Genomic DNA, 22115 nt, shown 5'->3' with positions numbered 1-22115 from the left:
TCAATTTTCGTTTAGATTAGTTGAGGTATTTGTTTTAAGTAGCTTTTCATTTATGTGATTCACTTTATCATTTATCCAAACGTTAAATAATTCCTCGCGCATTTTTTCACGCATAAAATCATCAAGCTTCGAGGGTTCAAAAGATTCTACCCTTACAAGAAGATATGATCCATCAACCTCAAATGGAGGTTGAATTTCTCCAGGCTTACTTTGTCTTAAAACTTGAGCTAACTTTGGATGAGATGCTCCTATTTGTGTAGGCCCTACTATACCGCGTGTTTTACTTTCAAGACCCTCTGAGAATTGGCTTGCTAGATCTCCAAGATCTGCTTCCTTTTCTAAGATCCGTAAATAGATTTCCTTGGCTTTATTGAAGTCTCTTGTTCTTATTAGGCTATAAACTATTATATCTAAGTCATTTTTTCTTTCAAGAAATCTCGCACCAACTTTGTTGTCAAAATTTTCTTTACAGTACTTTTTATGTCTCATTTCATATAGGGCGAGATTTCTGAACTCTTGGTCACTGAAATCATTATCTTTAAGCCAGGCTTGATATCCTTCATCTTTCTCAATACCGTAATTTGTCTTGAAATTATTTATGACTTTATCTTCTTTTTCTTTTTCAATTGCTACGTCCTGAAGTACATTTTTTGTTAATTCTATTTTAATTAATGTTTTAAGTAATTTATTTTTTTTGAGCAAATTTATACAATCACGCGTTAGACAATCTAAAGATTCCATATGATGCACTCAATTGAATTTGGTTGCAAATTTTTTCCTATTAATATTTATTTATTGATTCATTTCATTATTAAGTGCATTAGAATAAAGTGATGAGGCGGTTTTGAAAACACCTATTTGAGCTTCAAGCCTCTGAATTTCATTTTTTACAAATTGTAAATTTGCTACTTGTTGTTTTGCATTATCGCTCAAGTCTTCTAGATCGTAATCTTTACCGTCAATTGTGATAGTTGGCATTTTTTTTTTGCAATAGGAATTTACTATACACTAAAGAATAGCGGTTTTTCAATGTATTTTTAAATTTTTTTATTTTTATGAATAGATTAAAAAATGTTTGTCTCATTAGAAAATATTGATTTATTTTCTAATGATTCTGAAAATCCCATTAGTAATTCACTTCTATCTTCATACCCGTTAGCTATCTGACTTTGCCAATAATTAAAGCCAGCATTATCTGGTGATCTATTTAAAATATTATTATATAGATTAGTAATATATTCAGAATCGCTTGATTGATGCCCATATAAATTGAGGAATTCTATTGAATTGATAAAAGAATTTGCTGTATCACGGAATGTATCTTGATTTTTAGAATTTGTTTCTATCCAGTATTCTAAACCTTCTTTATCAGGAAATCTCCCAAAAGCTGCATTATATAATCTATATATTTTGCCAGTTATATTATCTTTTTCGCTGATTAGATTAAATACACCTATTATATCTTTTTTTACATTGAGAGATTTATCTTTAAAATTTAGTGTATCAATATTTGTTATATTTTCTAGACCAATTTCTGTTTTGATGGAGTAAGTATTATTCGTTGTCTTTTTGTATTTATATTCATTGCTATTTTTTTCGTAGTTTATATATCCAAAGTCATTTTCTCGTCCCCAAATACTTATTAATGCATTCAAGTCATGATTTGAGAACCACGTATCCCATCCATTGGGACCTTTGTTGTAGGACATTACAGTATCTTCAGAACTCCACAATTCGTTGAAGGGGTCATTGAATGGGTGGCCTAATCCAAGAGAGTGTCCGATTTCGTGAATAATTGTGTTGTATTTCGAGTTGCTATTTCTTTCTTCGGAGCTTGGATTCTTTCTCCATGTGATCTCCCACCAGTATCCTGCTTCTGATTGTTGAGAGATTGCTTGACCAACAGTATTTTGAGTAAACTGTGAAGAGTAATTAACATGGTAGATATCTAACATAGACCCGTTGTTATGTGACATCTCTTGGAAGTCGATATCTATTATTGGGTCTAATTTATTGAAGACATTTTGTATAAACTCCTGTTCTGGTAGATCATGACCAATATTAAAAATATTGACTTTATTAGAAGTTATAGAACCATTAATAGATTGACTGAACATGTCAAGAGATGACCAGCCTCGTGATTTGTCAATATAGAAAGTGAGAGTCTCATTATTTCCAATGGTATTTTGGGTATGACTGATTAGTTCAGGATTTACGATTCCACTAAATGTTAGTGCCATTTTTTTATGGCCTCAAAATACATATTACTTATTTGTCTCACGATAAAATTTTCAAGGATTGTTCTAAGTTCTTCTTTTCAATCTGGCCTGTTTTTAGATCACTCTCTATCATTTCCAATATTAAATCCTTTAATGATACTTTAGGTTGCCATCCTAACTTTGAATATGCTTTGGATGGATCGCCCAGAAGTTGATCCACTTCTGATGGCCTAAAGAACTTGGGGTTCACTCTTATTACAACTTCACCATTATCTTTTCTTCTTCCAATTTCATCTAAGCCGATTCCTTCCCATTGTATTCCACCCCAATTTAATTGTTTTGCTGATAATTCTATAAAGTCTCTAACAGATGCTTCTTGGCCAGTAGCTATTACATAGTCATCAGGTTTTTCTTGTTGTAACATTAACCATTGCATTTCAACGTAATCCCTGGCATGACCCCAATCTCTTTTGGAATCAAGATTACCTATATATAGATATTTTTGAAGTGATAAATGTATTCTTGTTAGCGCTTTTGTTATTTTTCTAGTGACAAAGGTTTCACCTCTTCTTGGAGACTCATGATTAAATAAAATACCATTACATGCAAAAATATCATAAGATTCCCTGTAATTTACAGTAATCCAATATGCATATAATTTAGCTACACCGTAAGGACTTCTTGGATAAAAGGGTGTTTGCTCGGTTTGAGGAATTTCTTGAACTAATCCATACAATTCTGAAGTACTGGCTTGATAAACCTTTGTTCTCTTTTGTAATCCCAGAATCCTAATAGCTTCTAGGATTCTTAAAGGTCCAAGTGCATCTGTTTGTGCAGTATATTCTGGTGAGTTAAAACTTACAGCTACATGACTTTGCGCACCTAAATTATATATTTCGTCAGGAGATATTTCTTTAATTATTCTTACTATATTGCTACTATCAGTAAGATCACCATCATGAAGAATTAGTTCATTTTTATTTTCTTCTTTCTCTATCAAATGATTAATTCGCGATCTATTGCCAACACTAGATCTTCTAATTAGTCCATGAACAATATATCCTTTATCTAGCAGTAACTCGGTGAGATAACTTCCATCCTGCCCATTAATTCCTGTTATCAGAGCGATTTTCTGTTTGCTCATGTCAGCTGTATTTTGTCGTTAAGTTTACTTCACTGACAGCTTCTATCTAAGTTATTGATGTAATCAAATAACCTTTTGGACTTTATTTGATTTATGATTGTATATAATAAGCCTCTGTGGTGATGCGTTTACTTGATGATCTTTATCCTATCTAAAATCTTTTTAATTTTGTTTATTTCTATCCTTTAAATAAAGATTTTTGATTTCTAAAATAAACTTTTTATATGATTATGCTTATTGCAAATCAAAAATCAGTGATTATTGAACTGTTAAGCTATATTAGATGAGTTTAGTAAAACTTTGAATGCTTAAAAACCTATTGGGAGACCCTAATGCTAGGAAGCTTAAAAGATTTACACCATTAATAACTGATATAAATCTTTTAGAGCAAGATTTGATTTCTTTGTCTGACCACGATCTAAAAAGGAAGACATATGAATTTCGCGAAAAGCTAGATAAAGTTTCATCAAAAAAAGACCAGCGTAATTTGTTGGATGAATTATTGCCAGAGGCATTTGCGGTTGTACGTGAAGCATCAAAAAGAGTATTAAATATGCGTCATTTTGATGTGCAATTAGTTGGGGGTATGGTTTTACATGAAGGTCAGATTGCAGAGATGAAGACAGGCGAAGGTAAAACTCTTGTCTCAACATTACCTAGTTATTTGAATGCATTGACTTCTGAAGGGGTTCATATCGTCACAGTTAATGATTACTTAGCGCGAAGAGACGCTGAGTGGATGGGGCAGGTTCATCGTTTCCTTGGATTAAGTGTTGGATTGATTCAACAAGATATGAATCCTATTCAAAGGAAAAAAAATTATTCATGTGATATTACCTATGCTACTAATTCTGAACTTGGTTTTGATTATTTAAGGGATAATATGGCTGCAGATATATCAGAAGTCGTTCAAAGAAATTTTAATTTTTGTGTGATTGATGAAGTTGATTCAATTTTGATTGATGAAGCAAGAACACCTTTGATTATTTCAGGACAAGTTGATAGGCCACAAGAGAAATATCGTCGAGCTGCAAAAGTTGTAGAAGATTTAATTAGAGCAGCGGAAACAGGGAAAGATGGTATTGACCCTGAAGGAGATTATGAAGTAGATGAAAAACAAAGAAGTTGTATCTTGACTGACGAAGGATTTGCTAAAACTGAGAAACTATTAAATGTCAATGATTTATTTGATCCAAAAGATCCATGGGCTCATTTTATTACTAATGCACTGAAAGCAAAAGAGCTTTTTATTAAAGATGTTAATTATATTATTCGTAATAAAGAGGCGGTAATTGTAGATGAATTTACAGGCAGAGTAATGCCTGGTAGACGCTGGAGTGATGGCCAACATCAAGCAATAGAGGCTAAAGAAGATCTTGATATTCAATCTGAGACTCAAACTTTAGCTTCCATAACTTATCAAAATTTTTTCTTGTTATACCCGCGTTTATCTGGAATGACTGGGACCGCAAAAACTGAAGAAGTTGAATTTGAAAAAACATATAAGCTTGAAACAACTGCTATCCCAACAAATAGAAAAATCTCTAGACAAGATTGGGTTGATCAAGTCTTTAAAACAGAGCAAGCAAAATGGAGGGCTGTCGCTAAAGAAACAGCATTAATTCATAGAGAAGGTCGGCCAGTTTTAGTAGGAACAACTAGTGTTGAAAAGAGTGAATTATTAAGTTCGTTATTATCTGAGGAGGAAGTACCTCATAATTTGTTAAATGCAAAACCTGAGAATGTTGAAAGAGAAGCAGAAATAGTTGCTCAAGCAGGCAGATTGGGAGCAGTCACAATTGCTACGAATATGGCTGGAAGAGGTACGGATATTATTCTTGGAGGTAATAGTGATTATATGGCTAGATTAAAAGTTAAAGAGATTCTTCATCCTCGATTAGTTAAGCCTGAAGATGGCCATTCTCCTCCATTGCCATTACAAAGAAATGCGCAATCAGATGCATCTGGATTTAAATCTGGAGAGAAGAAGACTAAGAATATTGATAATAAACAAAAACAACTATTAAGAAATATTTTCCCAGCTTCTTTAACTGAAGAAGCTGATAGCGAACTGGCTTTATTGGCTTCAAATCTTGTTAAGGAATTCGGAGATCGAGCTATTAGCTCAATTGAATTAGATGATTTGATTTCAACAGCTGCTGAAAAAGCACCCACTGAAGATCAAAACATTGCATCTTTGAGATCAGTAATTAACACCATTAAAAATGAATATGAATTAGTAATTAGTCAAGAAGAAAAAACTGTTCGAGAAGCAGGAGGCTTGCATGTTATTGGTACTGAGAGACATGAATCAAGGAGAGTTGACAATCAGTTAAGAGGTAGAGCTGGTAGACAAGGTGATCTAGGAAGTACTCGTTTCTTTTTATCTTTAGAAGATAATTTACTGCGTATTTTTGGAGGGGATAGAGTCGCAGGTCTTATGAATGCTTTTAGGGTTGAAGAAGATATGCCTATTGAGTCAGGAATGCTTACTCGTTCTTTAGAAGGAGCTCAAAAAAAAGTAGAAACGTATTATTATGATATTAGAAAACAAATATTTGAATATGACGAAGTAATGAATAATCAAAGAAAAGCTGTTTATTCAGAGAGAAGAAGAGTTCTAGACGGTAGAGAGTTGAAACTTCAAGTTATTGGATATGGTCAAAGAACTATGGAAGAAATTGTTGAAGCATATGTTAATGAAGACTTGCCACCCGAAGAGTGGGACCTGACGAATTTAGTATCTAAAGTGAAAGAATTTATATATTTATTAGCTGATTTAAAAAGTGAGGATTTATTGGGATTAAATAAAAATGAATTAAAAGATTTTTTAAAAGAGCAGTTAAGAAATGCTTACGATCTGAAAGAAGCTCAAGTAGAACAGACGCATCCAGGAATTATGCGACAAGCTGAAAGGTTTTTTATCCTTCAGCAACTTGATACTCTTTGGAGAGAGCATTTGCAATCAATGGACTCACTTCGAGAATCTGTGGGATTAAGAGGCTATGGGCAAAAAGATCCTCTAATCGAATATAAAAATGAAGGATATGATATGTTTTTAGATATGATGATAAATATGAGAAGAAATGTAATTTACTCTATGTTTATGTTTCAGCCAGCGCAAAAGAAAGTAGAAGCATAATTTAAGAGATCTAATTTAGTCATATGATAAATTTTGATTCTAATGATTTGCAAAAATTATATTTAGCATATTTTGGAAGACCTGGAGATCCATCTGGAATTAATTATTGGCTTTCTCAATCTAATCAATCAATAAGCTTAAGGGAAATATCTAATGAACTTTCTAAGCAAGATGAATATATAAAATATATAGCTCATGAGAAAACTTTTGATTTTAAAATTAATAAGTTATATTTAAATCTTTTTGGTAGAAAAGCTGATTTTGATGGTTTAAATTATTGGAAGAAAATGATTAATAGTAAAGATTATAAAATATCTGATATTGTACATAATTTACTTTATTCAAAAGATAAATTTTATTCTGTGAATCTTGAGCAAGAAAAACAAGATATCAGTATTTTGAATAATAGAATTTTTGCTTCAGAGCTATTTACTAAAGAAATTAGTAAGAGCATTACTCTTGTTAATCTCTATAAGCCTGATTCAATATCTCCCTGGATCTCAGGAGAAATATTTAATAGAGTAACTATTTTTCTAACGAATATAACTAAAAAAGTCTCAAATGAGCATATAAATGACTTTATTAATTCATTATTTGATTCTGGTATCAAGATACTGACTAAGCCAGCTATAGAAATTCAAGATATTTCTCTTTCTATTCCAATCTATTATTTAGAGAATAGATCTTTAACAAAGAAAGTTGCGAAACAAGTTATTAATATTACTGGTGGGACTTTGGATCAGTCTAAAAATAAAACTAATGTTATTGCTCTAAAAAATATTAGTTTAACTATTATGAAGGGAGAGCGTGTTGGCCTGATTGGTCATAATGGCTCTGGTAAAAGTAGTTTTTTAAGATTGATTTCTGGTATTTATACGCCTACTAGTGGAGATATAAAAATTTTAGTAGATGTTTATCCTATGCTTCAAAAGACTTTTTTGACTAGTTCAGAACTCTCAGGAATCGATGCTTGTAAAGCACATTATTTACTTCAAAATCATTGCCTCGATGGCTTTGAATGTTTTTTAAATGAAATAATAGATTTTTCAGGACTTGGCTCATATATCTCTCTACCAATAAAAACCTACAGTGAGGGTATGTCGGCAAGATTAATTTTTTCAATTCTTACTTCAAGTCCTCATGATTGTTTGGCAATTGATGAAGGCTTTGGTACTGGTGATGCAGACTTTTGTGATAGGGCTGAAGAGAGAATGAAGCAATTTATGGAATCAGCTGCGACTTTGTTTTTAGCTAGCCATTCTGAAGAACTTTTAAAACAATTTTGTAACAGAGGTATTGTTTTTAGTCACGGATCAATTGCATTTGATGGTCCTTTAGATGCCGCCCTCAATTATTATCATACCCATGATTATTATCGTAAAAATGTTATTGGATAATTTTAAATTTGCTTTTAAAACTAGAAAAGCATGGTGGTATACAGCTACCTCGAGGTCAAGAGCAAGATTTGCTAGAACGACACTTGGTAGTTTTTGGCTGGGGTTATCAAATCTTTTGTCCATAGGAACTCTAGGGGTTGTCTATGGCACAGTTTTTTCAGTGGATGACTTCAAATCATATTTTATATATTTAGGCTTTGGTTTGGTGATTTGGAATACAATTAGTTCTTCAATTTCTAATTCACCTTATCTTTTTTCACATAATTCCTCAAATATCAAGAATTTAAATCTTAAACCTATTTTTTATACTTTAGAAGAGTGGTCTTTTCAATTACAAACTTTTATTCAGTCATTTGTATTAGTATTTATTGTTTTTCTCTTTTTTAAATTTTCAATAATAAGTAATTTCTTAATCTACTCATGGTTACCATTTTTGAATCTATTTATATTTATATATTGGTTTCCTGTGCTCATATGCCTAGTTAGTGTTCGTTTTAATGATATTGCTCAATTAGTCCCAATAGCTCTTCAGTTGGTTTTTTTGACTTCTCCAATATTATATCGGAAAGAAAGCTTAGGATCGCTAGGCTGGATTACACATATCAATTTTATATATCAGATTTTAGATCCTGTAAGAATTAGTTTAATAAGTGGTTCTATAAATTATGAGAATTCAATCTTAATTATGTTGTTAAATTGTATTGGAGTTTGTCTTACAATAAGGTTGCTTAATATAGAGAGTAAGAGATTACCTTTTCTATTGTAAATAATACTTATTTTAGGATTTAAGTTAACTTATTTAATCACTTAAGTCATCACCAATAAACTCTATTATTTCTTTATCTCGTAAATTTTGTGATTCGCCAATAACAATATCTTTGGTTTTTCTATTAGTTTTAATATTACTTAAGAGGTCTTGTAAGCCTAAAATATCATTTTCTAATTGATCAATTCTTTCCATAAGATTTCGAAGAACATTGGCTTCTGTATCTGGGAGTGCAGAATGAGCTAGAGGATTAATTTTTACCCCACTTTGATGGACTATTCGTCCAGGAATTCCTACTACCGTGCTATTTGCATCTACATCTTTAACTACAACTGATCCTGCCCCAATCCTTGTATTAGTTCCTACGTAAATTCCTCCAAGGACTTTTGCTCCTGCACCCACAACTACATTTGCTTCAAGAGTGGGGTGTCTTTTTCCGCTTTCTTTTCCAGTTCCACCTAAAGTTACCCCCTGATATAGCAAGCATCTATCTCCTATTTCACTTGTTTCTCCAATGACTACACCCATTCCATGATCTATAAATACACCTTTACCAATCCGTGCACCTGGATGTATTTCAACACCTGTCAAAAATCTAGTGATGTGACTAATTAGCCTAGGGAGCAGAGGAAGTTTATAGTTCCATAGCCTGTGGCTAATTCTATGCATTGATAAGGCTTGAAAGCCAGGGTAGCAAAAGAGTATTTCCCAAAATCCCTTCGCGGCTGGATCTCTTTCTTTGATTATTGCAAAATCAGATCTTAGTGATCGAAACATTGATTCAAGATGCAATGTTTACTCGAGAAGGCCAATCTCTTTGCTTAATTCTTCAATTGTAGAGTCACTAAGGTACTTTTGTGCACAATGAATTTGTGGCATTCTCATTAATTGAGATCTATTTTGCCTCAGGGCATGTTCAATAACAGGTAAGCTTGGACTGTCACAAATCACGTGACTAGCAGCTCTCAATAAAGCAATCAGCCTGCTTCCTACGTCAGGATTAGCAGTCATCAAAAGTATTTCATTGCCGCGCATGCTGTGCAAGATAACCTCTGCCGCTCTGAGTATCCCTGGGCTAATGCTCACTATTCCTACACAACTGCCAGAACGTAGCTTTTTTAAAATGGTTAGTTCTTTTTGGAAGTCGCTCAAATCTACAGCTACAGCCCTTACTTGATGACGTTTGGCTAATTCCTCTAAGGGTTGCAAGAAATATCTACTTGTTACTACTGTTCCTTTGCTTGAACTTTCTAAAACATTTTCTAGTTCTTCCATTGGGACAACCTCAACTGGCACATCTAAATGGGGAGCCAGTTCTTCCGCGATAAGTAGTGATGCCCCTATATCTTCCCTAGGTGTACTAACAAGTAGGCGGGCGCCACATCTCAGCCTCCAATCAATTTCTTTAGTAAATAGTTCTCTCGTTTGTTGCAAGGTACATCCCGCATTTAAAAGTTCATCAATACTTTTTCTTACCTCATGGTCCACATCTTTGATTCCTTTCTTACGAACAGAATGAGGGCTACTCCTTACCTCTTTTTGTTTTTGTTGGTCACGAACATAAATACCTGATCCAGCAATAGCGTCAACGACTCCATCTGTTTCTAGTTGTCTATATACTTTGCTTATTGTATTTCGGTGTAAACCTGTTTGCATCGCAAGTTGTCTAGTACTTGGCAATCTGTGCCCTGGAGGGTAATGCCTTGCTGCAATAGCAAAACAAATTTGGTTATACAATTGACTGGATGCAGGGATTTCACTTTCCTGTTGTATATGGAATCTCACTTGCTTATATGCCAGGTATGAATGTGGCTACATTAATAAATAGTATGACTAGTGACAATTTTTTGTTTGTCCAGCAATAAGTTTGTTTAATTTAATTTATTGTTCTCAAGGCTTTTGGGGGTTCAGTTGTCTCTGTTTCTTTTTTTAATAAAGGGGTTTTACGGGGAGTTAAAAACATAATCATATTTCTTCCCTCTCTCTTTGCAGATTGTTGAACTTCTGCTTTCTCTTCAAGATCTTTAGCCATTCGTTTTAAAAGAGTTTCAGCTAAAGCAGTATGTTGAATTTCTCGACCTCTAAAAATAACTGTACATTTGACTTTATCTCCAGCTTTTAAGAATCGGGTGGCTTGACTAATACGAACTTGGTAATCATGTTGATCGATTTTGTACCTCATTTTCACTTCTTTAACTTCTGTCTGATGTGATTTTTTCTTCGCTTCTTTTGCTTTTTTTTCTTGCTCAAACTTAAATTTCCCGTAATTCATGATTCGGCATACTGGAGGTGTAGCCTTCTCACTTACTAATACAAGATCTAGATCCCTGTCTTGCGCTACTTCTAATGCTTCCTCTCGACTAATGACACCAAGTTGTGTGCCATCCGAGTCAACTACTCTCAAATCAGAATAGCTGATTCTTTCATTAATGTTTGGCAACTCCCTTTCTGGAGCGCGGCGATCAAAACGGGGACGTGGTGGCATTCAGTAACTAAATTGAGGTGGAAAGTACCTTTTGACTAATTCTAAGCATATATGAACTTATCAACCTAGAAAAACTCATAGATAGAAGTTAAAGCTTCGGATAATTCATTCTTTTCATTTAACCATTTAGAATTATGCTTATTCCTAAACCAAGTTTTTTGTCTTTTGGCTAATTGACATGTTCGTTTGATTGTTATTTCTAGGGCCTCCTCATAGTTTATCTTTCCATTAATAATAGACCTTGCTTCGTCATATCCAATGGTTTTAAGCAACTGTAAATCATTTCCGTATTTAATAATCAAATCCTCAGTTTCCTCCATTAGTCCATTTTTATACATTTTTTCAGTCCTTCGTTGAATTCTGTTGAGTAAATTGTCTGGATTCAATCCAAGTTCTAAAACTTTCCAAGGGTTAGTTTTCAAGCTTTTTTGTTTAGAAAACATTTTTCCTGTGGCATAAAAAACTTCTAAAGCTCGAATTGTTCTGATTGAGTCTTCTGGATGTATTCTCTCTGCAGATAAAGGATCGCAACATTTCAGTAAATTATGTCTTTCGTTTTTGTCAATTTTGTAAAGTTGATTTCTTAAGAATTTTTGAGGTGGTACTGCAGGAGGATTCAGTCCACCAATCAACGCTTGAAGATATAAGCCACTACCGCCTACAAGTACAGTTAACTTTCTCTTTTTTAATTCACTCTCAATAGACAATCTGGCTATTGATTGAAAATCATGAAGATTGATTGGTTCAGATGGTAAACAAAGATCAATGAGAAAATGTTTTACTTGTTTTTGTTGTGCTGCTGTTGGCTTTGCAGTCCCAATATCCATATCAATGTAGATTTGGCGAGAATCAACATTATGAATATTTGAATTGATTTTTTCTGCAATATCAATTGCAAGCTCAGTTTTTCCACTAGCCGTTGGGCCCATAATGGCTATTACAAGAGGCTTATTATTGGGTTGCATGATGTTCTTTGAGGGGGTTTAGTAGCAGTAATTGCATGAAATTAGATTTTTTTGATTTGATTTTGAAATTTTTCCTAAAACTTTCCTTAATACCAATGTAAATTGAGGTTTCGGCTAATGCTCGTATTAAAGACAACCTTGCCTGTTTGCTGTTATCCGAATGAGTAAAGATTCAAAAGTCCAAGCGGCTTATGGTGCTGAACAGATCCAAGTATTGGAAGGTCTTGAACCTGTAAGAAAGCGGCCTGGAATGTATATAGGCTCAACTGGGTCTAAAGGACTTCATCATCTTGTATATGAAGTCGTTGACAATGCAGTAGATGAGGCTCTTGCTGGGCATTGCGACCAAATCACAATTTCACTTTGTGAGGATGGATCAGCATCTATCTCAGATAATGGCCGAGGAATTCCAACTGATATTCATCCTCGTACTGGCAAAAGTGCTCTTGAGACAGTTCTAACTGTTTTGCATGCAGGTGGAAAGTTTGGAAGCGGCGGTTATAAGGTTTCTGGAGGTTTGCATGGCGTTGGTATTTCCGTTGTGAATGCTTTAAGTGAATGGGTGGAAGTGACAGTTCGAAGGCAGAAGAAAGTGCATTTTCAGAGGTTTGAAAGAGGCTCATCAATAGGAAGTTTACAATCTGAGAATCTGCCAAAATCAGATCAAAACATTACCGGCACTACGGTTTGTTTTAAACCTGATGATCAAATTTTTACTGATGGAACATCCTTTGAATATGGAATCTTATCTTCGAGACTTAGAGAATTAGCCTATTTGAATGGTGGAGTGCGTATCGTATTTCGTGACGAAAGAAAGAAGTCATTAGATTTTAATAAGCAGCCTCATGAAGAAGTTTATTTTTATGAGGGAGGTATTAAGGAATATGTGGAATATATGACTAAAGAAAAAGATTCCTTACACCCAGAAATTATTTATGTTAATTCTGAGAAAGATGGGGTTCAAGTTGAAGCAGCAATGCAGTGGTGCGTTGATGCTTATTCGGATAGCATTCTAGGATTTGCTAATAATATTCGAACTATTGATGGAGGAACTCATATTGAAGGACTAAAAACAGTATTAACTAGAACTTTAAATTCTTTTGCAAAGAAAAGAGGCAAAAGAAAAGATGGAGATTCGAACTTGGCTGGAGAAAATATTCGAGAGGGATTAACAGCTGTTCTTTCTGTAAAAGTTCCTGACCCAGAATTTGAAGGTCAAACAAAAACTAAATTAGGTAATACTGAAGTACGTGGAATTGTCGATAGCTTGGTTGGTGAGTCTCTTAGTCAATATTTAGAATTTAATCCGGGTGTAATTGACTTGATCTTAGAGAAAGCAATTCAAGCTTTTAATGCTGCTGAGGCAGCAAGAAGAGCTAGAGAACTTGTTCGTAGAAAAAGTGTATTAGAAAGTTCTACATTGCCAGGTAAATTGGCTGATTGCAGTTCTAGAGATCCCTCAGAATCAGAAATTTATATTGTTGAGGGTGATTCTGCAGGCGGTTCAGCTAAGCAAGGAAGAGATAGAAAATTTCAAGCAATTTTACCTTTGAGAGGAAAAATCTTAAATATTGAAAAAACTGATGATGCTAAGATATACAAAAATACAGAGATTCAATCTTTAATCACTGCTCTAGGTTTAGGGATAAAAGGAGAAGATTTTGAAGTTAAGAATCTCAGATATCATAGAGTAGTAATAATGACTGATGCTGATGTTGATGGAGCCCATATTAGAACTCTGCTTTTGACTTTCTTTTACAGATATCAAAAGGCTCTTGTCGAAGGTGGATATATTTATATTGCTTGTCCTCCTTTATACAAGGTAGAAAGAGGAAAGAATCATACTTATTGTTATAACGAATCAGATTTGCAAAAAACTCTATCTAACTTTGGAGAAAAGGCTAATTATACAATTCAAAGATTTAAAGGATTAGGTGAAATGATGCCCAAACAACTATGGGAAACTACTATGGACCCTTCAACAAGAATGATGAAAAGGGTTGAGATAGAAGATGCTTTGGAAGCAGATCGGATATTTACAATTTTAATGGGAGATAAAGTTGCACCAAGAAGAGAATTTATTGAAACTCATAGTGTTGAGCTGGATTTAGCTACTTTAGATATTTGATGAATTTAATTAGCACTTTTATAGTTTGGACATGGCTTTTAGGCATTGCATTGATAGTTCCAACCACATTGCCAGCTGGAGGTGCGCAACAATCAAATATTCAGCATAGAGAGAATAATATTAATTCGCCTATAATTGCATTAAAAGAACTTAACTTGCTTTCTTCAGCATCTAATCATTCATCTGTTTTAGCTAGAGTAAAAGCAGGAACTCCTATAAATGTTATTAAAGTGTGGGAGAGCAATGATAAGGGGATTTGGTTACTAGTTAATGTTCTTAGACAGGATCACTATCAGTTCTTTTATAAAAAAGGGTGGGTAAATCTTAGTAATGTTTGATCAATTGCAAGATATTTTTTTAATTTCTTGTGGGGCAATATTAGGCGCTAATATTAGATTTATAATTTATGAAAAATTAAATAAAATAGATCTAATTAATGATTTTCGTATATTACTAATTAATACTTTAGCTTCTTTTTTTCTTGGTATTTTCCTTTCTGTGCTACCGCGGATTAGCTATTATGATTTTTCTTATCAATTACTATTATTTTTTTCAATTGGTTTATTAGGAAGCTTAAGTACTTTCTCTACATTTGTTTATGATTTATATAAAATTTTGATAAAGTTTAAATTTGTGAGTGCATTTAGACTATTTTTTATTTCTGTTTCTTTAGGAACAATTGCTTTAGCGCTTGGCTTTTTTTTAGGTCATAAATAATGGATAATATGATGAAAAACAATAGTTTTTTTTTCATTTCAATAGGAGCGATACCTGCGGCTATCTTGAGATGGCAAATTGATGAAATTTTTATCGTAAATATTATTGGTTGTTTTTTATTAGGCTTAATAAACGGTTCGCTTATTTCTAGAAAATATCAATTGCTTTTTGGAGTAGGATTTTGCGGATCACTTACTACATTCAGTGGATGGTCTTTATATTTATTTGACTTAATAAGGCAAGGTTTGTATAAACTTTTTATTTTACATTCAATATCCATTGTAATAATTGGATGCTGTGCTGTTGGTTTAGGTGATTTATTAGCTAGGAAGATAAATTCTTAATCAAGTAAGTTTTCAATTGCTTTTGTAATTTCTATGCTTTCTGGTTCTACTGAACTTTTAAACCTTGCTATTGCTTCTCCATTTCTATTAATCAGAAACTTTTCAAAATTCCACTCAACGTCTCCGGCTGGACTGACTTTATTCAAGGTTGTAAATGGTTCAGTTGTCTTACCTTTGGCATGAACTTTTTGGAAAAGTTGGAAGTTTGCTCCATAAGAGATTGAGCAGAATTTTTTGATTTCTTCTAATTGTCCAGGTTCTTGGTTGCCAAAGTCATTACATGGAAAACCTAAAACTTTAAAACCTTTTGATTCGTACTTGTTTTGAAGATTCTGAAGGCCTTTATATTGCTTGGTAAACCCGCACTTGCTAGCGACATTAACAATCAATAAAACATTCCCTTTGAAATGATCAAAAGTTATTTTTTCATTTTCGAAAGAGAAGACCTCAACTTTGCTGATATTTACGGACATGGATATCGAAGTTAAAAATAATGGAAGTTACCCATAAAATAATAGAGGCTTGCTGCTCTAAATATGAATGAACAATTAGGGGCATCAGCTGAGACTAATTCTTTGGCGAACGGTAGCTATGTCGCTGAAGCAGTTGCAATGCAATTAGAGGCAATGCTTTCTGCCGGCAATTACGATGGTGTGAAATCACTTATAAGTCCTGTTCAGCCTGTGGACATAGCTCAGGCTATTGGGACATTGCCAATGATTCTGCAAGCATTGGCTTTTAGACTATTAAATAAAAACGAAGCTATTGAGGTTTATGAATATTTAGATCCTTCAGTTCAACAAAACCTTTTAGATCGCTTGAGATCTAATGAAGTATTGGATTTGGTTGAGGAGATGTCACCTGATGATCGTGTTCGTCTTTTTGATGAGTTGCCTGCAAAAGTTGTAAGGCGTTTACTCGCAGAACTTAGTCCTGAAGAAAGACGAGTAACTGCGCAACTTTTGGGTTATGAATCTGAAACGGCTGGCAGATTAATGACCACTGAATTTATAGATCTCAAAGAATTTCTGAGTGTCTCACAAGCGTTGAAACTAGTAAGACAAAGAGCTACTTTTTCAGAAACAATTTACAGCCTATATGTAACTGATAAAGAGAGACATTTAACTGGAATTTTATCTTTAAGGGACCTTGTGGTTGCTGACCCTGAGTCACTGATTGGGGAAGTTATGACAAGAGAGGTTGTGAATGTCAGAACTGATACTGATCAAGAAGAGGTTGCAAGAGCAATTCAAAGATATGACTTTTTAGCTTTACCTGTTGTCGATCTCGAAAAAAGACTAGTTGGTATTGTCACCGTTGATGATGTCATCGATGTTATTGAGCAAGAGGCAACTAGAGATATATATGCGGCTGGTGCTGTTCAGGCTGGGGATGAAGATGATTATTTCCAGAGCAATTTATTTGTTGTAGCTAGGCGACGTATCGTCTGGCTTGCCGTTTTGGTTTTAGCTAATGGATTGACAACGCAGGTTATTGCTATGAATGATGAGGTGTTAAAGCAAGTAGTTTTATTGGCTGCTTTCATTCCTCTATTAATTGGGGCGGGAGGCAATGTTGGTGCTCAAAGCTCAACTGTTGTAATTCGAGGTTTGAGTACGCAACGAATTCAACGACTTGGTTTTGTTAAGGCTATCGGAAAAGAAGCTGTAGCAGGAGCTTTGCTAGGAGTTTTAATGTCTCTATTTGTTGTCCCTTTTGCTTGGTGGCAAGGGCAAGGGCCCTTGGTCGCAACAGCTGTAGGAATAAGTTTGATTGCTATTACAACTCTTGCTGCCACTGCAGGTGCATCTTTGCCTCTCCTTTTTGATCGTATGGGCTTAGATCCCGCGTTAATGTCTGCTCCATTTATCACTACTGCTACAGATGTAGCAGGGGTTTTGATTTACTTGAAAACTGCCTCTTGGCTTTTAGGAAGGTTGGCGTAGAAGCCGAATGAGTGTTTTTACTCAAAGTAGGGTAAGCCGAGCCCTTCTTAATTGATCTTTACAATTCTTAGTAGTAAGCTTTACAAAACTCAACAAATCTTATGACACCGGCAGCTGAGGCGATCCAGGCTAAAAATCTATCTGCTTCTCCTGCAAAGTCTTTAGCGGATATTGACTTAGTTCGTTCCTACTTAAGGGATATTGGAAGAGTACCTTTACTATCGCACGAGCAGGAAATAACTTTAGGCAGACAGGTTCAAGATCTAATGGTTCTTGAAAATCTGGAGTTAGAACTTGAGAGTGATTTAGGTGAAAAGCCATCAATCAATTTATTTGCTGAGAAAGCTGGAATTTCTAATATTCAATTAAAAAAGAAGCTTAAAAGTGGTAGAAGAGCTAAAGAGAGGATGGTTGCAGCAAATCTTAGATTGGTAGTGAGTGTTGCTAAGAAATATACAAAGCGGAATATGGAACTTTTAGATTTGATTCAAGAGGGAACTATTGGATTGGTAAGGGGGGTAGAAAAATTCGATCCGACTCGTGGGTACAAGTTTTCAACTTATGCATACTGGTGGATACGTCAAGGGATTACACGTGCAATTGCTGAGAAAAGCAGATCGATAAGACTTCCGATACATATAACTGAAATGCTAAATAAGCTCAAAAAAGGTCAACGAGAGTTAAGCCAAGAACTTTCTAGAACTCCAACCATTAAGGAACTTTCTGAATATGTTGAACTACCTGAAAATGACGTTAAAGATTTGATGAGTAGAGCTGGACAGCCAGTTAGCTTAGAAACCAAAATAGGTGATGGTGAAGATACTATTTTATTGGATTTATTGTCTAACGAAATTGATATGCCCTCTGAGCAAATTGAAAGTGATTGTATGAAAGGTGATTTGGAAACGCTACTTGAACAATTACCTGAATTACAAAACCGTGTTTTAAGAATGAGATACGGCATGGATGGCGATGATCCTATGAGTCTTACTGGTATTGGTAGGGTTTTGGGTATTAGTAGGGATAGAGTAAGAAATTTAGAAAGAGATGGTTTGAGAGGTTTACGAAAAGCTGGTGAATCAGTTGAAGCTTATATGGCTTCTTGAATTATCCTTTTAAGAATAGGATTAACTTTTTCAGGCATTTCATCGTGGGGACAATGTCCTGCCTCAGGAATAATATCCAAACTTTTTATACATTCAAAAGTTTCAAACCAATTTTGAGCTTCTTTTAAAGGTTCCCAAGGATCTTTCTCACCCCAGATTAAATGAACTGGATTATTCAATTTTTCAAGTAACTCTGGCGCGAGATAATCATCAAATAAATTAATAAATCCTCTAAAAGCTTCTGATGCACCTTTACCTTGGGTTGGTTGAAAAAGCATTGCTATTAACTCTTCGTCAATATTACTTCCACTTGGATAAGCTATTTTTAAAATTTTTTCAATAAAAGAAGGATTTGCTGCATTTTTGAAAATGTTGGAACTTAAAATTCGTTGTCTTACCAAAGTTTTAATTACTGGTCTAAGGAATCGCATTAATAATGATTGCTCAGCTAGGCGCTTATCATCCATTGTTCTCTGAGCGCAATCAATCAAAACTACACTTCTACATTTTTTAGATAATTTTTTTGATGTATTTAATGCAATAACACCCCCAATCGAATTTCCTATTAATAAGACAGGTTTTTTGACTATCTCATTACAGAAGTCATAAACTTGCTGACTCCAATTATCAAAACAATAATTGAAATTTTCAGAGGTTTTCTTTTCATATAAAAGCTGTGAATTGGGTTGACTACTCTCTCCAAATCCTATTAAGTCTAATGCATAGCATGGAGCAATTGAGCTAATATGTTTTTGATTGAATCTCCAATGATCTTTACATGCTCCAAAGCCATGAATTAAGACAATTGCGATTTCAGACTTATTAGCTGTTTCATATACTTGCCATGCAATTCGATAATTTTTCCAATTCCAGTATTGCCTCATCAATTTAGAGAAGAATATAAATTATTTTTACTTAAAGGCATATCTTTAGTAAAGTGGATAACTTTTTTATTCATACTTTTCGATGCATTAATTATTCAAAAAGTATTAATTTGAGTGGATAGAATTTTCAAAATAATGATAGTATTAACAAATATTTGTTAAAATTTTGATTTATTTTAATGGGTATTATTGATTCTCCTCAAGATATCCAAAATTCACTTCTGAAATGGTTTAGGGCAAATGGTAGATATTGGATACCCTGGAAATTAAAGAAAGATGGTTCTATACCTCAATCAGGCGAAAGTATATCTCCTTATGAAATTTGGATTGCAGAGGTCATGCTTCAGCAGACTCAGTTGGGGGTCGTTATTCCTTATTGGGAAAAATGGATGCAGATTTTTCCAACTTTGACCTATTTGGTAGAGGCTGATTTAGAGAATATTCTAAAGATATGGCAAGGTCTTGGGTATTATTCACGCGCGAATCGGATACATCAATCCTCTAAAATATTAATTGAGTTTGTTGGCAAATATAAAGATCAAGATCCATATTCTTGGCCAAATGGACTAGATCAGTGGATGTCTCTTCCTGGGATCGGTAGAAGTACTGCAGGGAGTATCATCTCATCTGCCTTTGACCTGCCTACACCAATATTAGATGGAAATGTAAAAAGAATTTTTTCTAGGTTGCTTGCTAATAAAATAAAATCTATTAAAGATGAAAAACAATTATGGGAACTGAGCTCTTTCTTGATTTCCAAGACAAATCCTAGAGATTTTAACCAGGCTTTAATGGACTTAGGGGCAAATATATGTACTCCTAAAAAACCAAGTTGTTCCTCTTGTCCACTACAAAAATTTTGTGTTGCTTATACACAGTACGATCCTGATGATTTTCCTAAAAAAGAAATGATTAAAATAAAGCCTCTTGAAGAAATTGGCATTGGGCTTGTTTTTAATAAAAACGGTGAATTGCTTATAGATCAGCGCTTGGAAAGCTCAAGTATGGGTGGAATGTGGGAATTTCCAGGAGGCAAAAAAAACTCCAACGAATCTATTGAAAAAACAATTGAGCGAGAATTAAAAGAGGAGCTTGGAATCGTGGTCAAAGTTGGAGAAAAGCTTGTATCTTTTGAACACGCTTATACCCACAAGAAGCTTTATTTTACTGTTCATATTTGCAAATGGATTTCAGGCGAGCCTAAACCTTTAACTAGTCAAAAATTACTTTGGGTCTCACCAAAAAAACTTTTTGATTTCCCTTTCCCTGCTGCTAACACTAAAATTATTTCTGAATTATATAAACATCTTTGTATTGGAAATAAAAATCTGTAAATCAATAATAATAACTTTATTTATCATTTATTAGACATGCATGCTGGAAGTGTAATTGCGATTGGAGAAGCTTTGATAGATCGACTTGGCCCTCCAGGGGGAGACCCATCTTGTGATTTGCCAGTAACTGATTGTTTTGGTGGCGCGCCAGCTAATGTTGCTTGTGCCTTAAGTCGTTTAGGAGCAAATGTTTCTTTTATTGGTTCTTTAGGGAATGATGCTTTTGGAAAAAATTTTACGAATCTCTTAATTCAGAGAGGAATTAATACCTCTGGATTACAGCAAGATACTCTTCGTCCTACAAGAGTTGTATTGGTTCGTAGAGATAATGATGGAGAAAGATTTTTTGAAGGTTTTGAGGGAGATAAAGGCTTGGGATTTGCCGATCAAGCCATATCGCTGGAACAAATTATTCGAGACTGGCCTTTGGTTGTAGAAAATGCGCAATGGTTAGTTTTGGGAACAATTCCTTTGGCTTCAGTAATATCATCTAAAGCTTTTTTGTGGTGTATCGAAAATGCTTTGCATGAAGGAATAAAGATTGCAATGGACCTGAATTGGCGGCCAACTTTTTGGAGAAAAAAGGTTTCAACAGTCTTAGAACCTTCTTTGAAAGAAAAAAATCAAATATTTTCAATTTTAAAAAACGTTTCATTAATAAAACTCGCAAAAGAAGAGGCCCAATGGTTTTTTAACACCTTTGATCCAACAGCAATTTCTGCATCCCTTCCTCAAAGACCATCAGTTGTAGTTACTGATGGATCAAATCCCATTTTATGGCGATTAAATAATCACATTGGCAAATCATTTGCTATTTCTCCCTCCTCTGTCGTGGATACGACTGGAGCTGGCGATGCATTCACAGCAGGATTAATTTTTAAACTGAGATCTTTTGAGCTTGATCAAATAAGTCAACAAATTGCTGAAGATATTATTCAATTTGGAATTGCTTGTGGTTCACATGTTTGCAAAGGAGTAGGAGCTATAGAGGCACAACCTTATCTGAAAGATATTGATAATTTATTGTCTTAATCTAAAGGAGGAATTAGCTGAAAAAAGCGGGATTGATTGTCTGAGGAATATTCTAATTTTCCTCTCCAGGCATCAGGCATTGGGAGAGATAACCTCTCAGGCCATTCAACGACCATCAATGCACTCATGGCTTTGGATTCTTCTTCCTCTTGTAAAAAAAATTCGTTTGCTGCATTTTTTTCTTCAATTCTATAAAGATCAAGATGTATCAATGGCGGGTATCCCAAAGGATAATGTTGGGATAAAGGGAAAGTGGGCGAAGTAATGGGCTCTTGAATTTTTAGACTTTTTGCAATTCCTTTAACTAATGTTGTTTTTCCTGCTCCAAGAGGTCCATTTAAAAGGAGAATTCTTAGATCAGGGAATTTTTTTGTTAATGTTGAACCTAATGACATCGTTGATTCAGGTTTGTCTAGAGTCCAGCAAAAATTATTAGTTTGCTGAGCCAATGAATTAAAAACCTTGAATTGTTTTTCAGTATCTTTTTTCACAATCTTCTATCGAGA

The 22115-nt window shown here is 34.3% G+C and carries 22 protein-coding genes; 11 read left to right on the top strand and 11 right to left on the bottom strand.

Going from position 1 to position 22115, the window contains the following annotated elements:
• From O5639_RS06970 to gmd, 4 genes are read right to left on the bottom strand one after another with little or no spacing between them, the layout of a single operon-like run.
• The gene (locus O5639_RS06970; protein WP_269623830.1) at positions 1–741 is read right to left on the bottom strand and encodes a peptidylprolyl isomerase; all 741 of its coding nucleotides are present in this window, start codon (positions 739–741) and stop codon (positions 1–3) included.
• A 51-nt stretch (positions 742–792) separates the two neighbouring features.
• The gene (locus O5639_RS06965; protein WP_420063675.1) at positions 793–1005 is read right to left on the bottom strand and encodes a DUF6447 family protein; all 213 of its coding nucleotides are present in this window, start codon (positions 1003–1005) and stop codon (positions 793–795) included.
• Positions 1006–1064: 59 nt separating this feature from the next.
• Positions 1065–2240, bottom strand: coding sequence for a DUF4214 domain-containing protein (locus O5639_RS06960; RefSeq protein WP_269623828.1), 1176 nt, complete (start codon positions 2238–2240; stop codon positions 1065–1067).
• Between the two features lie 37 nt (positions 2241–2277).
• A complete protein-coding gene (gene gmd / locus O5639_RS06955; RefSeq protein ID WP_269623827.1) occupies positions 2278–3363 on the bottom strand; it encodes a GDP-mannose 4,6-dehydratase in 1086 nt (361 codons plus the stop codon).
• Positions 3364–3667: 304 nt separating this feature from the next.
• Here gmd and secA point away from each other — a divergent pair, with 304 nt between their 5' ends.
• From secA to O5639_RS06940, 3 genes are read left to right on the top strand one after another with little or no spacing between them, the layout of a single operon-like run.
• Positions 3668–6505, top strand: a complete 2838-nt coding sequence (gene secA / locus O5639_RS06950) for a preprotein translocase subunit SecA (protein WP_269623826.1) — start codon at positions 3668–3670, stop codon at positions 6503–6505.
• A 23-nt stretch (positions 6506–6528) separates the two neighbouring features.
• Complete coding sequence (locus O5639_RS06945; protein ID WP_269623825.1) at positions 6529–7902, top strand: ATP-binding cassette domain-containing protein; 1374 nt, start codon at positions 6529–6531, stop codon at positions 7900–7902.
• The gene (locus O5639_RS06940) at positions 7889–8668 is read left to right on the top strand and encodes an ABC transporter permease (RefSeq protein WP_269625529.1); all 780 of its coding nucleotides are present in this window, start codon (positions 7889–7891) and stop codon (positions 8666–8668) included. The genes O5639_RS06945 and O5639_RS06940 overlap by 14 nt, the downstream gene beginning before the upstream one ends.
• A gap of 33 nt (positions 8669–8701) precedes the next feature.
• Here the strand turns inward: O5639_RS06940 and cysE are convergent, their stop codons facing one another.
• The 4 genes from cysE to miaA form a co-directional block, all read right to left on the bottom strand.
• Positions 8702–9445, bottom strand: coding sequence for a serine O-acetyltransferase (gene cysE / locus O5639_RS06935; RefSeq protein WP_269623824.1), 744 nt, complete (start codon positions 9443–9445; stop codon positions 8702–8704).
• Between the two features lie 18 nt (positions 9446–9463).
• Positions 9464–10453 carry a GntR family transcriptional regulator gene (locus O5639_RS06930; RefSeq protein ID WP_269623823.1) on the bottom strand — a complete coding sequence of 330 codons (990 nt, stop codon included), beginning with the start codon at positions 10451–10453 and terminating at the stop codon, positions 9464–9466.
• Positions 10454–10544: 91 nt separating this feature from the next.
• Positions 10545–11153 carry a translation initiation factor IF-3 gene (gene infC, locus O5639_RS06925; protein ID WP_269623822.1) on the bottom strand — a complete coding sequence of 203 codons (609 nt, stop codon included), beginning with the start codon at positions 11151–11153 and terminating at the stop codon, positions 10545–10547.
• Positions 11154–11218: 65 nt separating this feature from the next.
• Positions 11219–12118 (bottom strand): tRNA (adenosine(37)-N6)-dimethylallyltransferase MiaA, encoded by a 900-nt coding sequence (gene miaA / locus O5639_RS06920; RefSeq protein ID WP_269623821.1) that lies wholly within the window; start codon positions 12116–12118, stop codon positions 11219–11221.
• A gap of 160 nt (positions 12119–12278) precedes the next feature.
• Here miaA and gyrB point away from each other — a divergent pair, with 160 nt between their 5' ends.
• The 4 genes from gyrB to O5639_RS06900 are packed head-to-tail and all read left to right on the top strand — an operon-like array spanning position 12279 to position 15307.
• Complete coding sequence (gyrB, locus tag O5639_RS06915) at positions 12279–14246, top strand: DNA topoisomerase (ATP-hydrolyzing) subunit B (RefSeq protein WP_269623820.1); 1968 nt, start codon at positions 12279–12281, stop codon at positions 14244–14246.
• Positions 14246–14584 (top strand): hypothetical protein, encoded by a 339-nt coding sequence (locus tag O5639_RS06910; RefSeq protein ID WP_269623819.1) that lies wholly within the window; start codon positions 14246–14248, stop codon positions 14582–14584. Before gyrB ends, O5639_RS06910 begins: the two co-directional genes overlap by 1 nt.
• Positions 14577–14963 (top strand): fluoride efflux transporter FluC, encoded by a 387-nt coding sequence (locus tag O5639_RS06905; RefSeq protein WP_269623818.1) that lies wholly within the window; start codon positions 14577–14579, stop codon positions 14961–14963. The genes O5639_RS06910 and O5639_RS06905 overlap by 8 nt, the downstream gene beginning before the upstream one ends.
• An 8-nt stretch (positions 14964–14971) precedes the next feature.
• The gene (locus tag O5639_RS06900) at positions 14972–15307 is read left to right on the top strand and encodes a fluoride efflux transporter FluC (RefSeq protein ID WP_269623817.1); all 336 of its coding nucleotides are present in this window, start codon (positions 14972–14974) and stop codon (positions 15305–15307) included.
• Here O5639_RS06900 and O5639_RS06895 read toward each other — a convergent pair.
• On the bottom strand, positions 15304–15780 hold the full coding sequence (locus O5639_RS06895; protein WP_269623816.1) for a glutathione peroxidase: 477 nt from the start codon (positions 15778–15780) through the stop codon (positions 15304–15306). The genes O5639_RS06900 and O5639_RS06895 overlap by 4 nt on opposite strands.
• A gap of 63 nt (positions 15781–15843) precedes the next feature.
• Here O5639_RS06895 and mgtE point away from each other — a divergent pair, with 63 nt between their 5' ends.
• Together mgtE and O5639_RS06885 are read left to right on the top strand one after the other, a co-directional pair.
• Positions 15844–17253, top strand: a complete 1410-nt coding sequence (gene mgtE / locus O5639_RS06890) for a magnesium transporter (protein ID WP_269623815.1) — start codon at positions 15844–15846, stop codon at positions 17251–17253.
• A gap of 101 nt (positions 17254–17354) precedes the next feature.
• Positions 17355–18359, top strand: a complete 1005-nt coding sequence (locus O5639_RS06885; RefSeq protein ID WP_269623814.1) for an RpoD/SigA family RNA polymerase sigma factor — start codon at positions 17355–17357, stop codon at positions 18357–18359.
• Here O5639_RS06885 and O5639_RS06880 read toward each other — a convergent pair.
• The gene (locus tag O5639_RS06880) at positions 18344–19243 is read right to left on the bottom strand and encodes an alpha/beta fold hydrolase (RefSeq protein WP_269623813.1); all 900 of its coding nucleotides are present in this window, start codon (positions 19241–19243) and stop codon (positions 18344–18346) included. The two genes, O5639_RS06885 and O5639_RS06880, sit on opposite strands and share 16 nt — an antisense overlap.
• A 179-nt stretch (positions 19244–19422) precedes the next feature.
• On the opposite strand from O5639_RS06880, the gene mutT reads away from it, so the two are divergent.
• Both mutT and O5639_RS06870 read left to right on the top strand, forming a co-directional pair.
• The gene (mutT, locus tag O5639_RS06875; RefSeq protein WP_269623812.1) at positions 19423–20577 is read left to right on the top strand and encodes an 8-oxo-dGTP diphosphatase MutT; all 1155 of its coding nucleotides are present in this window, start codon (positions 19423–19425) and stop codon (positions 20575–20577) included.
• A 36-nt stretch (positions 20578–20613) separates the two neighbouring features.
• Entirely contained in the window at positions 20614–21609 is a 996-nt protein-coding gene (locus O5639_RS06870) for a carbohydrate kinase family protein (protein ID WP_269623811.1), read from the top strand.
• Here O5639_RS06870 and tsaE read toward each other — a convergent pair.
• Positions 21606–22100: a tRNA (adenosine(37)-N6)-threonylcarbamoyltransferase complex ATPase subunit type 1 TsaE gene (gene tsaE / locus O5639_RS06865; protein ID WP_269623810.1), complete on the bottom strand. Its 495-nt coding sequence runs from the start codon at positions 22098–22100 to the stop codon at positions 21606–21608. The genes O5639_RS06870 and tsaE overlap by 4 nt on opposite strands.
• Positions 22101–22115 lie beyond the last annotated feature (15 nt).

It is taken from the genome of Prochlorococcus marinus str. MIT 1214 (assembly GCF_027359355.1).
Lineage (GTDB): Bacteria > Cyanobacteriota > Cyanobacteriia > PCC-6307 > Cyanobiaceae > Prochlorococcus_B > Prochlorococcus_B marinus_F.
Note: the sequence above shows the minus strand (reverse complement) of the source record. Positions and strands in the feature narration are given on the sequence as shown.

What these genes read in the sequence shown, in the direction of transcription:
- O5639_RS06970 (WP_269623830.1), bottom strand. Translation starts at nt 741, where the DNA reads ATGGAATCTTTAGATTGTCTAACGCGTGATTGTATAAATTTGCTCAAA.
- mutT (WP_269623812.1), top strand. Translation starts at nt 19,423, where the DNA reads ATGGGTATTATTGATTCTCCTCAAGATATCCAAAATTCACTTCTGAAA.
- O5639_RS06885 (WP_269623814.1), top strand. Translation starts at nt 17,355, where the DNA reads ATGACACCGGCAGCTGAGGCGATCCAGGCTAAAAATCTATCTGCTTCT.
- O5639_RS06880 (WP_269623813.1), bottom strand. Translation starts at nt 19,243, where the DNA reads ATGAGGCAATACTGGAATTGGAAAAATTATCGAATTGCATGGCAAGTA.
- O5639_RS06945 (WP_269623825.1), top strand. Translation starts at nt 6,529, where the DNA reads ATGATAAATTTTGATTCTAATGATTTGCAAAAATTATATTTAGCATAT.
- O5639_RS06940 (WP_269625529.1), top strand. Translation starts at nt 7,889, where the DNA reads ATGTTATTGGATAATTTTAAATTTGCTTTTAAAACTAGAAAAGCATGG.
- gyrB (WP_269623820.1), top strand. Translation starts at nt 12,279, where the DNA reads ATGAGTAAAGATTCAAAAGTCCAAGCGGCTTATGGTGCTGAACAGATC.
- cysE (WP_269623824.1), bottom strand. Translation starts at nt 9,445, where the DNA reads ATGTTTCGATCACTAAGATCTGATTTTGCAATAATCAAAGAAAGAGAT.
- O5639_RS06895 (WP_269623816.1), bottom strand. Translation starts at nt 15,780, where the DNA reads ATGTCCGTAAATATCAGCAAAGTTGAGGTCTTCTCTTTCGAAAATGAA.
- secA (WP_269623826.1), top strand. Translation starts at nt 3,668, where the DNA reads ATGCTTAAAAACCTATTGGGAGACCCTAATGCTAGGAAGCTTAAAAGA.
- O5639_RS06870 (WP_269623811.1), top strand. Translation starts at nt 20,614, where the DNA reads ATGCATGCTGGAAGTGTAATTGCGATTGGAGAAGCTTTGATAGATCGA.
- O5639_RS06905 (WP_269623818.1), top strand. Translation starts at nt 14,577, where the DNA reads ATGTTTGATCAATTGCAAGATATTTTTTTAATTTCTTGTGGGGCAATA.
- miaA (WP_269623821.1), bottom strand. Translation starts at nt 12,118, where the DNA reads ATGCAACCCAATAATAAGCCTCTTGTAATAGCCATTATGGGCCCAACG.
- mgtE (WP_269623815.1), top strand. Translation starts at nt 15,844, where the DNA reads ATGAATGAACAATTAGGGGCATCAGCTGAGACTAATTCTTTGGCGAAC.
- O5639_RS06910 (WP_269623819.1), top strand. Translation starts at nt 14,246, where the DNA reads ATGAATTTAATTAGCACTTTTATAGTTTGGACATGGCTTTTAGGCATT.
- infC (WP_269623822.1), bottom strand. Translation starts at nt 11,153, where the DNA reads ATGCCACCACGTCCCCGTTTTGATCGCCGCGCTCCAGAAAGGGAGTTG.
- O5639_RS06960 (WP_269623828.1), bottom strand. Translation starts at nt 2,240, where the DNA reads ATGGCACTAACATTTAGTGGAATCGTAAATCCTGAACTAATCAGTCAT.
- gmd (WP_269623827.1), bottom strand. Translation starts at nt 3,363, where the DNA reads ATGAGCAAACAGAAAATCGCTCTGATAACAGGAATTAATGGGCAGGAT.
- O5639_RS06900 (WP_269623817.1), top strand. Translation starts at nt 14,972, where the DNA reads ATGATGAAAAACAATAGTTTTTTTTTCATTTCAATAGGAGCGATACCT.